Annotated in this window: 13 protein-coding genes; 3 read left to right on the top strand and 10 right to left on the bottom strand. The window is 51.9% G+C overall.

What is annotated here, in order from left to right; translation table 11 throughout:
* Window positions 1-127 precede the first annotated feature (127 nt).
* Complete coding sequence (gene dcm / locus AURMO_RS01260) at window positions 128-1,429, top strand: DNA (cytosine-5-)-methyltransferase (protein ID WP_239406847.1); 1,302 nt, start codon at window positions 128-130, stop codon at window positions 1,427-1,429.
* A complete protein-coding gene (locus tag AURMO_RS01255; RefSeq protein WP_110232782.1) occupies window positions 1,419-2,096 on the top strand; it encodes a BglII/BstYI family type II restriction endonuclease in 678 nt (225 codons plus the stop codon). The genes dcm and AURMO_RS01255 overlap by 11 nt, the downstream gene beginning before the upstream one ends.
* A gap of 256 nt (window positions 2,097-2,352) precedes the next feature.
* Here the strand turns inward: AURMO_RS01255 and AURMO_RS01250 are convergent, their stop codons facing one another.
* The 10 genes from AURMO_RS01250 to AURMO_RS01205 all read right to left on the bottom strand — a co-directional run bounded on the left by AURMO_RS01250 (window position 2,353) and on the right by AURMO_RS01205 (window position 10,941).
* Window positions 2,353-4,089, bottom strand: coding sequence for a DUF2075 domain-containing protein (locus tag AURMO_RS01250; RefSeq protein ID WP_110232781.1), 1,737 nt, complete (start codon window positions 4,087-4,089; stop codon window positions 2,353-2,355).
* Window positions 4,076-4,396 (bottom strand): nucleotide pyrophosphohydrolase, encoded by a 321-nt coding sequence (locus tag AURMO_RS01245; RefSeq protein ID WP_110232780.1) that lies wholly within the window; start codon window positions 4,394-4,396, stop codon window positions 4,076-4,078. Before AURMO_RS01245 ends, AURMO_RS01250 begins: the two co-directional genes overlap by 14 nt.
* A 69-nt stretch (window positions 4,397-4,465) precedes the next feature.
* Window positions 4,466-4,714 carry a hypothetical protein gene (locus tag AURMO_RS08965; protein ID WP_204163629.1) on the bottom strand — a complete coding sequence of 83 codons (249 nt, stop codon included), beginning with the start codon at window positions 4,712-4,714 and terminating at the stop codon, window positions 4,466-4,468.
* A gap of 187 nt (window positions 4,715-4,901) precedes the next feature.
* Entirely contained in the window at window positions 4,902-5,321 is a 420-nt protein-coding gene (locus AURMO_RS01235; protein ID WP_110232778.1) for a prevent-host-death protein, read from the bottom strand.
* 105 nt (window positions 5,322-5,426) lie between these two features.
* Entirely contained in the window at window positions 5,427-6,182 is a 756-nt protein-coding gene (locus AURMO_RS01230) for a hypothetical protein (RefSeq protein WP_110232777.1), read from the bottom strand.
* The gene (locus tag AURMO_RS08875; RefSeq protein ID WP_162532628.1) at window positions 6,179-6,787 is read right to left on the bottom strand and encodes a MerR family transcriptional regulator; all 609 of its coding nucleotides are present in this window, start codon (window positions 6,785-6,787) and stop codon (window positions 6,179-6,181) included. The genes AURMO_RS01230 and AURMO_RS08875 overlap by 4 nt, the downstream gene beginning before the upstream one ends.
* A 105-nt stretch (window positions 6,788-6,892) precedes the next feature.
* Window positions 6,893-7,651, bottom strand: coding sequence for an ABC transporter ATP-binding protein (locus AURMO_RS01220; RefSeq protein WP_110232775.1), 759 nt, complete (start codon window positions 7,649-7,651; stop codon window positions 6,893-6,895).
* Window positions 7,651-8,601: an ABC transporter ATP-binding protein gene (locus tag AURMO_RS01215; protein ID WP_110232774.1), complete on the bottom strand. Its 951-nt coding sequence runs from the start codon at window positions 8,599-8,601 to the stop codon at window positions 7,651-7,653. The genes AURMO_RS01220 and AURMO_RS01215 overlap by 1 nt, the downstream gene beginning before the upstream one ends.
* A complete protein-coding gene (locus AURMO_RS01210; protein ID WP_110232773.1) occupies window positions 8,594-9,580 on the bottom strand; it encodes a branched-chain amino acid ABC transporter permease in 987 nt (328 codons plus the stop codon). Before AURMO_RS01210 ends, AURMO_RS01215 begins: the two co-directional genes overlap by 8 nt.
* An 11-nt stretch (window positions 9,581-9,591) precedes the next feature.
* Window positions 9,592-10,941, bottom strand: coding sequence for a branched-chain amino acid ABC transporter permease (locus tag AURMO_RS01205; protein ID WP_239406846.1), 1,350 nt, complete (start codon window positions 10,939-10,941; stop codon window positions 9,592-9,594).
* 260 nt (window positions 10,942-11,201) lie between these two features.
* On the opposite strand from AURMO_RS01205, the gene guaB reads away from it, so the two are divergent.
* Window positions 11,202-12,704 carry an IMP dehydrogenase gene (gene guaB, locus AURMO_RS01200; protein WP_110232772.1) on the top strand — a complete coding sequence of 501 codons (1,503 nt, stop codon included), beginning with the start codon at window positions 11,202-11,204 and terminating at the stop codon, window positions 12,702-12,704.
* Window positions 12,705-12,717: the final 13 nt, after the last annotated feature.

Below are 12,717 nucleotides of genomic sequence, written 5' to 3'. Positions count from 1 at the left end.
GAAAATTCAATATAAATCAATAGAACTTTGAATAAATAACAATTAATTTGTTGATTTCTTCCGGCGCGGATCCCGGCTTCTCTCTATCGATCAAGTACGTTTGAAGAACACATCAAAGGATTAAATCTTGAGCAACTACACCGAGCCACAGAACCCGATTGGGACTGTTTGCGAACTGTTTGCGGGAGTTGGCGGTTTTCGTATCGGTCTTTCACGCAGCGGATGGAAAACGTCTTTCTCGAACCAATGGGAACCTTCGACAAAGGCGCAACACGCTTCTTCTGTTTACTCGGCTCGGTTTGGCGATGAAGGCCACACAAACGAAGACATAGCTGTTGTCCTCGATGAATACATTTCAGGCAAACGAGAAATCCCCAAGACAACAATGGTCGTTGGTGGATTTCCCTGCCAGGACTATTCGGTAGCGAAAACACTTTCAAGTTCTGCCGGACTCAAAGGCAAAAAGGGCGTCCTTTGGTGGGAAATTCTAAGACTTGTTGAAGCTAATCGACCCCCCATCGTTTTTCTTGAAAACGTAGATCGACTTCTCAAGTCCCCTGCAAGTCAAAGAGGCCGTGACTTCGCAATCATGCTCGCATCAATGAGCGACGCTGGTTATTTCGTTGAATGGCGCGTAGTCAATGCTGCTGAGTACGGCTTCCCACAGCGTCGTAAGCGTGTTTTCATCGTCGCAAAAGACCTCTCGGTATTCGGGGTTCCTCAAAATGCGGAGCCTGCTTCTTTCCTTGATAGCGAAAGCACCATAGCTAAAGCTCTCCCCGTGGAGGCCATTCCTACTGGGTCACTGGTTTCCGAATTCCGACTCGAAGGCGACCTTGCAGATTTAACAGAGAACTTTGACATAGGCGGAAAACTAAGCCCCTTCAAGAAGTCCGGCTACATGGTTAACCGACATGTTTTCACAGCCGATGTGATTGCTAGAGAACAAGGACTCGGCAATCTTGGCAGTGTTCTGCTTCCCGAAGAAGATGTTCCTTCTGAATACTTTGTTCCAGAAGACCAACTTGCTAACTGGAAGTATCTCAAGGGCGCGAAACGTGAAGAGCGCACTCACACTGCCAGTGGAACTAAATACTTCTATGCAGAAGGCTCTATGGCATTCCCAGACTTGCAGAGCAATCCGTCACGGACGATTCTCACTGGCGAAGGTGGCTCGTCAGCTTCTCGTTTCAAGCACATCATTCAAACAAATGATGGAAGATACCGTCGCCTAGTTCCCGTTGAGCTAGAACGCCTCAACGGATTCCCGGATAACTGGACATCGACCGGATTGAATGGTGAAGCGATTTCTGACGTAAAGCGAGCATTCTTTATGGGCAATGCTCTTGTTGTAGGAATAGTAGAAAAAATTGGCTTTCAACTATCAAAAGACTGGATTGAAGTAAAAGGGGAAAAAAATGTACTTTGATGTCCACTCTCATAGAAACGCTCTGGTTATTGCAGAAAACGAGCCTGGCTACCTAGAACTTTGGGAGAGTTTTAAGCAAGCGATACTCTCAATTTCCGAAGAAGAAGTTTCTGAACATTTCAAAACAAATCACGAGGGAAAAGCGAAAAGCGTCTCAAAATCAATCAATGCATTGATAAAAAAACGACTCACTGAAAATGATTGGATTTCTGAGCCACGCATTTTTGGTGAGCCTGGATATAGCGATACCAAGAGAGATAAAAAGTGGAGACTTGATTTTGCTAAATCTCTTGGAAGTCATGATCATTTTGAGTTAGAACAAAACTTAGAACCGACACCAGGGATTTCCGTTGAGGTTGCTTTTAATAATGATGGATCAACTGCATGGAATCTAATCAAACCTGTTTTGGCAGGTGAATTAAATCACGTGCGAAAAGAAACCCAAACTGGCATGGGAATCATCGTCACTGCAACGGAAACGTTAAAACGCGAGGGCGGTTTCGACAATACCGTTGGAACATATGATGATTTCAAAATGCATCTTCGTCCCCTCAGGAACTTATTGACAATCCCGATGATTGTCATAGGCCTAAAACCATTTGACACATTTGAGATTGAAGTAAGAAAAATTGAAAACAATCTTCGTGGCTTTTTAAAATACAAGTGATTTTTAGAAATATTCCCCGCAAGTGAACAGTGAACCGTTGCCTAATTAGTTGCGGGAACTAATTTAGTACTTACTATTTTGACTTCAATTGATTGCGGAATTTGTTAGAAAGTCTAATTTTCATATCTACATTGCCTGTACTCAGCTATTTGAATTCAAACAAGATGTTGCCTGCCACGCTTCAGGCTTTCTGCAAAAGAATCTTTGATTATGGGTCATATGAAAGTACTCCCGCTTATCGCAGTAATCAAAAATCCTATTTGTTAGAAAATAAACCAGGTTGGCAAAACTGCCTCAGGTAATTCTGAAGTGCCGGATCGCACACATACACAAACGTCCCTTTGATCCCTCGGGTAAGCAACACTCGATAGATATTCACCACGTAGTTGAGTAGATCTTCATCTGTGTACTCGATACCGAGCCTGGGGTTGTTTTCTTTGCCCTTCTTGTCGTGATAATTCTCACGATGAAAGACGATCTTCTTTGCAACTGGGTCATACCCGAGGTCTGGCCCAATGATTACACCGGCGTAGTTCAAGTCATAGCCCTGAACAGTGTGTATAGACCCGACCTCTTCGAGTGAAGTGGGTGAGTTGATCCAGTCTGTGGCTGTCCGGTTCCATGTGAGACCAACGTTACCGATCTGAATATCCACAGCAGTTGGGTCGTTCTTACTAGCCCATGGCCAGGCATAGCCTGCAATCATTCGAGAAAGCCCTACTACTTTCTCTTTCTCGAAGATTGACTCACGCATCTCAGCAATGTCATCAAAGAATCGGAGTTCGTAGTTCCCGAAGGTTTCAGGTCCTTGCTGTGTTCCAGCAAAAATTCGGCCAACAAACTCGATGTAGTCGGTTCCACCTCCCACACGCATCTGGGAAACCAGTCGGAAGAAGCTATTTGCCTGGCGTGCTTGTTCAACAAGCGCAGCAGTGACTTCTGCCGGAAGGTCTGCTGGCTTCACGCTCTGTGCCGAGTCCAACAAGTAGAGCTGGTGAGTACTCTTAGCCTTGATCCAGTCCAATTGCGTCCATGACAAGTCATCATTGCCAAACAACGCGGTGTTGATCTCCGTGAACTTCTTGTTCTGAGCTGCAGAGGGCTGGTTAGAACGCTGACCCAGTCGATGTGATTCGTCCACGATAAGGAGGTCGTAATGTTCTTTCGACGCACCTGCATCGAAGGGACTCAAAACCATGGACTTTGAGAGCCCAGGTGTCTTTGCAAACACCTTCTCAATGGACTTCCGCAAGGACTGTTGCGGAATGACCAACCCGATGGTGAAGTCTGTGAGCTGCTCTCGGTAACCCTGTTGGAAGAAGTCAGAGAACATTGAGTCGCTATCGAGCTGTTCGTCTGGCTGACTCTTCGCGATGTCGACCAGGAGCTTCATGAGATAGACGGCAACGATTGTCTTACCCGTGCCAGGGTCTCCCTGGATAACGATGGGTGTATCTGTCTTGTTCTCGAGGTCTTCAAAGAGTTTCTCAAGAACACCCTCAATAGCCACAGATTGATCTGTATTCAGTGCTTTGAATGGTGAGAACTTGAATAGGTCGCTGTTAACAATGTCTGGGATGCTTCGCGTGAAGACACCTTCTTTGAGGAGCTCCTCAAAGAGTTCATTGAAAGTCTCGCGATAGCGATCACGTTCGAAGTAATCGGCATCTGTGATGCCGTGGTTTCCGTTGAGGACTTTGTATTTGCTGTCAGCCGCGAGGTAACGAATTAGCTGTGACTCGAGGTCCAGGCAAACGGACTTATTGAAGCGGTCATCAAGGATGACCTTGATCTTCTTGAGGTGCTGGCGTTGTTCCACAGCCAGGTGCTGAAACATACGGTTTGCCACGTTGGTGGATTCACCAACGTAAATCTCATCAGAGCCTTCAATTGTGTAAACAACAGGCCAGTTCTTGTGGCGAGGGTTTGTTTCAGCCCAAGTTGTTACTGCGCCTTTGTCGAAAGGAAGTCGCTCGATATTAAAGCTGGTCATATTTATCGCTGCGCCCCCGCGCTTTCTCAACAGGGTATTTCTGTTGAGTTTTAGCCAGCTTTTCTAGAACTATTTCGTTCGGGTCCATCCCCAACTTATCCGCCAAGAGAAGGCAGTAGGTCAGCACATCAGCCAACTCATCTTGGACGTTTTCAAGATTGGCTGGGCTTCCCCATTGGTAGTTTTCCAGAAGTTCAGCAGCTTCAATGCTCACGCTCTTGGCGAGGTTCTCTGGAGTGTGGAACTGACCCCAATCACGCTCTCGAACAAACTCTCTGAGAGCTTGAATTACCTCGCGTTGTTCCATAGTTTCAACTTATCGCAGAACGCTCAAATCGGGCTTGGCATTAGAGCTAGACGCATCTACCCCGAAACCTTAAACGGCGCCTTCGGCACCTGCCAAGAGATCAGCTCGCTTCTCAGCAGCCTCTGCAGGAGTGAGTGTGAGGGCATCTTGTTCGCTCACCCCGAGCCGCATGAGTTCTCTGAGCAGGAAGAGCGGCAGGCTTTGTGGAGGTGCAGTAAGTGGCTCAAACCCGCGGTCAGGAAGCTGTCCCTCTCTTACGCAATTCCAGAATTCCTCCTGAGTGACTTCGAGCTGTTGCTTGAGTATGTGTGACCACATGTGTGGGCCATACTCCGAAGAATTGATGGGCCTGGAAATACGCGTCCGGAGTACTCGACCGTCCCACAGTGTTATTTCATAGGTCCTGTGATGTGAGACGGGTTTTCCCGTGGCACCGCGAACAAGGGTCCACCCTTCGGTCCGACAGAAAGCATCGTGGCTTTCTCGATCTGCGGGTGGGTAGGTGTTACTCGCCACCTGTCTCGAACCATTCACGTAGCTGTTCGTCTGTTGAGTACTTCACGAGTTGAACGAGCGCCCAGTATTGCTGGTGGTTGGGTGCATCTTTCAATCGGGTATCCCAGTCAGCTGCATACTCCCGTAGTACCAGGGCGAGATCAGTCAATGCACTGTCTAGGTCAACTCCTTCAGCAGCGAAGGGACTATCTACCATCAGGGCGACGGTGAGAGTGTTCTCCGTGAAGATGGAAATGCGTGGGCTGACTGTTCGGAAGAAATAGTCACGTAAACGGTCCAAAGGCAGCACCACAGAGACGTTGCCCTGCCTGGAAACAGAGACGGAAACCCCGTGCTCGGTCGCATCAAGAACTTCTTTGAGGTTTTCTCGAGCGCTACTGAAGCTGGGGTAGTCGGCAATGATCGACATTGGCAATCTCCACGTTTCTCTAATTTACGTACGTGACGTACATCAAGTACGTAACTAACTCATTTTATGTCTATGACTACTGGGAGTCAATGACAACTATCAGCGTTACAGTTTCCCAACTAAAGCTTCTAGTGCTTCCTTCGCCAGAGATTGAACGAGTTGAGTGTGGTTTGTCCAAGGCAATGTGCTCTGGTTCAACACCGTTGCAATTGCTTTGACCCGCTTGCGACTCTCGCTACTCAACCCACTCAGAACGTGATCTGTATCTGTGAGGCATGCCAGTAACAACACTGCGTCCTCAGCATGACGCATCTTGTCACGTGAGTCTTCCAGGTATGCGGCACCCTTGAGGACTAGCGCTCCTCTCACGCTGGGAATGACAAGTGAAACAGTCCCGTCTCCCGTCTCGAGCTCAACATTGATTGTCTCTTGAAGCGCCCGAGTTCCCCCAGCAACCCCGAATAGGGGCCTGCCCAGATAAGCAGGCTTGTTCTTCGCTACATACCTATCAGCACAAAGAACATCAACTTTGTCCGGCTGTAGTTCATCTCCGATGTTTCGTTCAAATTGGTACGCGAATTTAGTTTCTTCATTCAGGGTGAATCCTGCGCTCTGCAGCAACGCTGCAGTCTGAGCAAATGAAACAACTCCTGTTTCAAGATGCAATGCACTGTCGACATCTGTCGTTGTTCGTGGTTGAGGCAACCCTGCCAGCTGTGCGTGGAGAGAAACCATGAGACCACCGACAAGTGTCCACGACCTCTGTGGAAGAAGACGTGCAAGTTCAAACGCAACAGGCCAGGGTGGTTCTAGCCATTCACTCCCCGTTGCATCAAGATGCACAGTCTCACGTTCCGTCACAGTTTTCCCCGAAGCTCCTCTAACCAGGTTTGCGCTGCAGAATGCTCTCTCACATCTCCGAAGATATAGAGGGCACATGCTTCGAGTACTTTACGGTGTGCTTGAGTTCCTTCGACAACAACAATGTCACCTGTGGAGTCTTGTGCCAGTCGTAGCTCACGTGCACGACTAGATGCGTTTTCAGCAATGAGGACAGCGTTTCCCCCTTTGGCTGAAAGTCCCAGCTCAGGAAGTACAGCCATATCAAGATTATTGAGAGTAGTTGAGGTAGCCGATCTCCTCAGCGCATATCGCCCTCTCATGATCTGACCAATAAGCGCGTGTAGCGCCATGGTCGCTACCCGCTTCTTCAGCCTGCTCTTCTCTGTGCTGTCAAGGCCTTCCACATTGGTTCCAGAAAGGAGAGATAGTGCTGCATTCTGAGTTTCTGCACTCCAGTTGCGTCCTCGGTGATTGATCCTAGAGAACGCCTGTAACTGTCGGGATTGAATAATGTAGCTCGCGCCTACTCGATCAGCCGAGAGAATGCCTTCTTCAATTGCTCTGCGCACTTGCCTAGCTGAGATGCCCGCTTGTTGGGCAGCTTGTGAAACAGTGAGAGACATACATATATTGTCTGATATCGGACTATATATGTCAATTATTTTCTCGGCGTTAAACAACTCGCCCTCTGCACGTGTGCAGAGGGCGAGTAATGAGTTTCTTTGTGACTACTTCGCGTCAACATCCTTTGCCAGGGTGCCGAGGTAGAGCTCGATGACCTTAGGGTCATCGGCCAGCTCGCGGCCGGTGCCGGTATAGGCATCGCGTCCCTGGTCGAGAACATATCCACGGTCAGCAATCTGGAGGCAACGACGAGCGTTCTGCTCCACCATGATGACCGAGACGCCAGCCTTGTTAATGCGGCGTGTGCGAATGAAGGTCTCATCCTGACGAACTGGAGACAGACCAGCAGATGGCTCGTCCAGAAGAAGGACCTTAGGGTCCATCATCAGGGCGCGTGCCATAGCGACGGACTGACGCTCACCACCGGACAGCGAACCTGCGCTCTGCTGACGACGGTCAGCGAGCACGGGGAAGATGTCAAAGATGGCTTCGAGACGCTCGTTCAGACGCTTGGGCTGCAGGAACAGACCCATCTGGAGGTTCTCCTGGATGGTCAGGCTGGGGAAGACGTTGTTGGTCTGAGGCACGAAGCCCACACCCATCTGAACCAGCTTGTTGGTCTTGAAGCCTGTGATGTCTTCACCGTTGAGGGTGACAGAACCTTCACGGATCTTGACCAGACCGAAGAGTGCCTTGAGGAGGGTCGACTTGCCGGCACCGTTAGGGCCGATGATGCCGATGAGCTCACCAGGGTAAGCCTCGATGGAACAACCGTTAAGGATGTTCACACCGGGGAGGTAACCAGCAACAAGGTTGTCGGCGCGCAGTACTGGCTCGACGCCAGTCTTCTTTGCTTCAGCCATTACTTCTTCTCCTTCTTGGGAGCGTCCATTGCGCCTTCTTCGAGCAATGAGTCATCGCCGAGGTCGGTGTCGTGGTGGGCTCCGAGGTAAGCATCGATAACAGCCTGGTCGCTCATCACGGTGTCCGCAGGACCTTCCGCAACGACGCGACCTTCAGCCATCACAACAACCCAGTCTGAGATGTGGCGAACCATGTGCATGTCGTGCTCAACGAAGAGAACGGTGGTTCCTTCGTCGCGGAGCGACTGGATGTGGCCCAGCAGTGACTGAGTCAGTGCAGGGTTCACGCCAGCCATAGGCTCGTCGAGCATGATCATGACGGGGTCGCTCATGAGAGCGCGTGCCATTTCGAGGAGCTTCTTCTGACCACCAGAGAGGCTACCGGCAAGGTCTTCCTTCTTCTCATAGAGCTTGAAGCGCTTGAGGAGATCTTCGGCCTTGGCGATGTTTGCCTTCTCTTGTGCTGCCCAGAGAGGCTTCACAAAAGCAGCAAGGAATGATTCTCCACGCTGATCCTTGGCACCGAGAAGCATGTTCTGCATCACGGTGAGGCGCGAGAGCGCCTTGGTCAGCTGGAAGGTGCGAACCATTCCGCTCTTGGCAACGGAAGCAGCTGCGGTGTTACCGAGCAGCTTGCCGTTGAAGGACCACTTAGCAGCCTTGTCAGCGGAGGGTCCACCAAACGCCTTCTTTGCAGAAGAGGGCTGGTCGAATCCGGTGATGAGGTTGAAGAAGGTTGTCTTACCGGCACCGTTAGGGCCGATCAGTGCGGTGATGACACCGCGCTGGACTTCCAAGTGATCGACGTCAACAGCACGGTTACCACCGAAGTCACGGACGACGTTGTCGACCACGAGGATGGCATCGGGCTTTGCTGCGCCAGGAGTCTGTGCGACAGTCTTCAGCTCTGCACGAGCTTCAGCAGCAGTCTTCTTTGTTGCATTAGACATTGAAGTTCAGCTCCTTCTTGTCGCCCAAGATTCCTTGAGGTCTGAAGATCACCAGCAGCATCAGTGCGACACCAACCATGATCCATGAGAACTGCTCGGTCTGCTGCGTGTTCAAGATGGCGTCGGGGACAAGGATGTCCACGGTGCCCTGGATGAAGATACGCAGTGCAAAGAACAGGATGGAACCCAGTACGGGACCCCAAATGGTGGCAGCGCCACCGAGGAGCATCGCGGTCCAGATGAGGAAGGTCATGTTACGACCCATGGCATCTGCCTGGAGTGAGGTGGGAAGGATGTAGAACATACCTCCGATAGCACCGAGCACACCACCGATAATGAGGGCCTGCATCTTGAAGGCGAAGACGTTCTTGCCGAGGCTGCGAACAGCATCTTCGTCCTCACGGATGCCCTTGATAACGCGACCCCAGGGGGAGCGCATGAGCAGCCAGACGAGAACAGCGAAGATAACAACCAGGCTCCATGCGACGATGCGGATGAACCAACCGTTCACACCGGTGTTGTCGAAGGTGAACCACAGGATGGTGGTCTGACCGTCAGGCATCGGTGAGAGAACAGCGAAGGTGTTGCGGAAGCGCTCACCAGCAAGACCGTTAGATCCACCGGTGATGTCGTTGAGGACCGAAGCACGACCCACCATGCGGACGATTTCAGCCGCGGCAATCGTCACGATGGCCAGATAGTCCCCTCGCAGTTTCAGGGTTGGAATACCCAGAAGGAGCGCAAAGATCACGCCGGCAGCGATGGTGACCAAGGTGGCTGCCCAGAAAGGGAAGCCCGCAATGGTGGAGATGGCGAAGCCATACGCACCAATAAGCATGAAGCCCGCTTGACCCATGTTCAACAGACCGGTGAAACCGAAGTGAACGTTCAGACCAATTGCTGCGATAGCAAAGGCAGCGGTGGTCGGCAGAATCATGTTCGCCGACATGTCATAGAAGACTTTAATCCACATATCCATGACTGTCCTCCTTAACCAATCCGCTCTTTGCGACCGAAGATACCCTGCGGACGAACCAGCAGGATAACGATCAGAAGCACAAGGGCTGTTGCGTACTTGAAGTCACCAGGTACCACGAAGTTGGCGAGCTCTACGGTCATACCGATGATGAGCGAACCGACCAGTGCACCGAAGGCGGTACCGAGACCACCGAGGGTAACTGCGGCAAACATAAGCAGCAGCAGCTGCATACCTGTCTGCCAGTTAATGCCGTTGAGGACCAGGCCGAGCATGACACCGGAAAGACCAGCGAGTGCGGTGGCGATGACCCAGACCAGACGGATGATGCGGTCTACGTCGATACCGGAAGCCACAGCAAGTGCTGGGTTGTCCGATACGGCGCGGGTTGCGCGTCCCGTGCGGGTCTTGAGCAGGAAGAGACCTACCAGGATGAGAACGATAACCGACAAGCCCATTGCCCAGATTGACTCGAAGGTCAGCGTGACAGGGCCGATGGTAAAGGTATCAGGGTTGTTCTTGATTATTCGAATGGTCTTCGCACCCCAGAACATCTGGAAGGTGTACTGCATTGCGAGTGCCAGACCGATGGTCACAATGATCATCTGGGTCAGGGACAGGCCCTTCTTACGCAGCGGCTTCCAGATCACCGCATCTTGGATGTAACCGGTAGCACCGGTCAAGATAACCACGATGATGATGGTGACGAAGATGTTCAAGCCCAGTACGTTCGCGAAGGTGTAACCCAGCAAACCACCGAGCGTTACCTGCTCAGCGTGAGAGAAGCTGGAAAGACCAGTGGTTCCGTAGATGAGCGAGAGACCAATAGAGGCCAGTGCAAGGAGGAGACCAAGTCGAAGACCGGAGACTACCTGCTGTGCAAGGCGGTCCCAGTTGAATCCCTCTGCGGCAATTTGCTCCTGTGATTGGCCGTTGTCAGCACCTTCACCAGTTGCACCATCCACTGCGAAGATCGCACCCTTGGTGAAACCAAGGGTGATGTCTCGCTCCTGAACAGCGTCGCCCTTGAGGGTGACACCTGCAGGGAGGGTCTTCTCGTCGAGGGTAATGGTGTACACGCCAGCAGTTGTAACTGCTGCGTTCCACTTACCGTCTTTGTCGGTCTCGGCGACAACGTTAAGTCCGTTACCGTCGATGGTTAGTTTGACACCAGCACCAACACCCTTGATGGTTCCGTTAAAACACGCAGTTTCTGCATTAGCGACGCAGACGTCACTTGCAGCGTGAGCAGCGGGAGCACCCGTACCCAGCGTGAATGAGAGAACCAACAGGCCCAGGAGTACACCGAAGATGACTCGCAGGCTAACGGGGCTGGAGCGGCGCGCTAAAGCTGTGTTTACCACTGCACCTCCATAGGGAGAGCAACCGAACTGTTGGTCACGCGTTACCCTCCATTTGCTTACATCGTTTGTCGACTTTGACAGACGATACGTGTCGATTATGTCGCACTTGTTAACAACGCGCGATATTGACGACCGGATAAGACTTTAGTAGGGGAATGACAGCTCGCGCCAACACGTTAAGCTTGAAGAGCGTTGCATTACTGTAACGGCGCGGAAAATTGCCCGGAATTTCAGACAAAAAGATTAAGAACGAGGAATCAATGGCCCAGAACGATCCCTTCGGATTTGTTGGACTTACCTACGACGACGTATTGCTGCTTCCCGGCCACACGGACGTTATTCCGAGCGAGGCAAATACCGCCAGCCGCTTCACCCGCCGCATCACGCTGAACAAGCCATTGATCTCCAGCGCTATGGACACCGTGACCGAAGCCCGCATGGCTATCGCCATGGCCCGCCAGGGCGGTATTGGCATTTTGCACCGCAACCTCTCTATTGAAGATCAGGCTGACCAGGTAGATAAGGTCAAGCGTTCTGAGTCCGGCATGATCACCAACCCCGTCACCACCAGTGCCGACGCTACTGTTGCTGAGGTTGACCGCATGTGTGGTCAGTTCCGCGTGAGTGGCCTTCCTGTCGTGGACGCCGACGGAGTACTCGTTGGCATTATTACCAACCGCGATATGCGCTTTGTCTCTGAAGCTGACAAGCAGAAACTCACCGTGCGCGAGGTGATGACCCCCATGCCGTTGGTGACTGCGCCTGTGGGTGTCTCAGCTGATGACGCTATTGCCCTGCTGGGTAAGCACAAGATTGAGAAGCTGCCCATTGTTGATGGTGCGGGCAAGCTCACCGGTTTGATCACCACGAAAGACTTTGACAAGTCCGAGAAGTATCCCGACGCCACCAAAGACGACGCAGGACGCTTGCGCGTCGGTGCCGCAATTGGTTTCTTCGGTGACGCCTGGCAGCGTGCGGAGGCACTCCGCGATGCCGGCGTGGACGTTCTTGTTGTCGATACCGCTAACGGTGACTCCGCTGGTGTGCTGGAGATCATTAAGAAGCTCAAGTCTGACCCTTCCTTTGCACACATCGATGTGATCGGTGGCAACGTGGCAACACGTTCCGGTGCACAGGCACTGGTGGACGCGGGTGTTGACGGTATCAAGGTCGGTGTGGGTCCCGGTTCTATCTGCACCACCCGTGTGGTTGCTGGAGTTGGTGTTCCTCAGGTCACCGCCATCTGGGAGGCCTACCAAGCAGCTGGCCCCGCTGGCGTTCCAGTTATTGCTGATGGTGGTCTGCAGTACTCCGGTGACATTGCCAAGGCACTTGTTGCAGGTGCTGAGTCTGTGATGCTGGGGTCATTGTTTGCTGGCTGTGACGAAAGCCCCGGCGACCTCGTCTTCGACAACGGCAAGCAGTACAAGAGCTACCGCGGTATGGGTTCCTTGGGTGCCCTGCAGACCCGCGGCGAGCGCACCTCCTATTCAAAGGACCGCTACTTCCAGTCTGACGTTCCTAGCGATGACAAGCTCATTGCTGAAGGTATTGAAGGCCGCGTGGCCTACCGTGGACCTCTCTCTGCCGTGGCACACCAACTGGTGGGTGGTTTGCGCCAGTCCATGTTCTATGTGGGTGCCCGCACTATTGCGGAGCTACGCTCGAACGGCAAGTTCGTGCGCATTACCGCTGCTGGTTTGAAAGAGTCCCACCCACACGACATCCAGATGGTTGTCGAAGCACCGAACTACCGTAAGTAACGAACAAACGAGT

Origin of the sequence: Aurantimicrobium photophilum (genome assembly GCF_003194085.1) — a bacterium.
In the GTDB taxonomy this organism is placed as follows: domain Bacteria; phylum Actinomycetota; class Actinomycetes; order Actinomycetales; family Microbacteriaceae; genus Aurantimicrobium; species Aurantimicrobium photophilum.
Note: the sequence above shows the minus strand (reverse complement) of the source record. Positions and strands in the feature narration are given on the sequence as shown.

Excerpts from the sequence above, each read along its gene's own strand:
- AURMO_RS01255 (WP_110232782.1), top strand. The coding sequence starts at position 1,419 with ATGTACTTTGATGTCCACTCTCATAGAAACGCTCTGGTTATTGCAGAA.
- AURMO_RS01250 (WP_110232781.1), bottom strand. The coding sequence starts at position 4,089 with ATGACCAGCTTTAATATCGAGCGACTTCCTTTCGACAAAGGCGCAGTA.
- AURMO_RS01245 (WP_110232780.1), bottom strand. The coding sequence starts at position 4,396 with ATGGAACAACGCGAGGTAATTCAAGCTCTCAGAGAGTTTGTTCGAGAG.
- AURMO_RS08965 (WP_204163629.1), bottom strand. The coding sequence starts at position 4,714 with ATGTGGTCACACATACTCAAGCAACAGCTCGAAGTCACTCAGGAGGAA.
- AURMO_RS01235 (WP_110232778.1), bottom strand. The coding sequence starts at position 5,321 with ATGTCGATCATTGCCGACTACCCCAGCTTCAGTAGCGCTCGAGAAAAC.
- AURMO_RS08875 (WP_162532628.1), bottom strand. The coding sequence starts at position 6,787 with ATGTCTCTCACTGTTTCACAAGCTGCCCAACAAGCGGGCATCTCAGCT.
- AURMO_RS01220 (WP_110232775.1), bottom strand. The coding sequence starts at position 7,651 with ATGGCTGAAGCAAAGAAGACTGGCGTCGAGCCAGTACTGCGCGCCGAC.
- AURMO_RS01215 (WP_110232774.1), bottom strand. The coding sequence starts at position 8,601 with ATGTCTAATGCAACAAAGAAGACTGCTGCTGAAGCTCGTGCAGAGCTG.
- AURMO_RS01210 (WP_110232773.1), bottom strand. The coding sequence starts at position 9,580 with ATGGATATGTGGATTAAAGTCTTCTATGACATGTCGGCGAACATGATT.
- guaB (WP_110232772.1), top strand. The coding sequence starts at position 11,202 with ATGGCCCAGAACGATCCCTTCGGATTTGTTGGACTTACCTACGACGAC.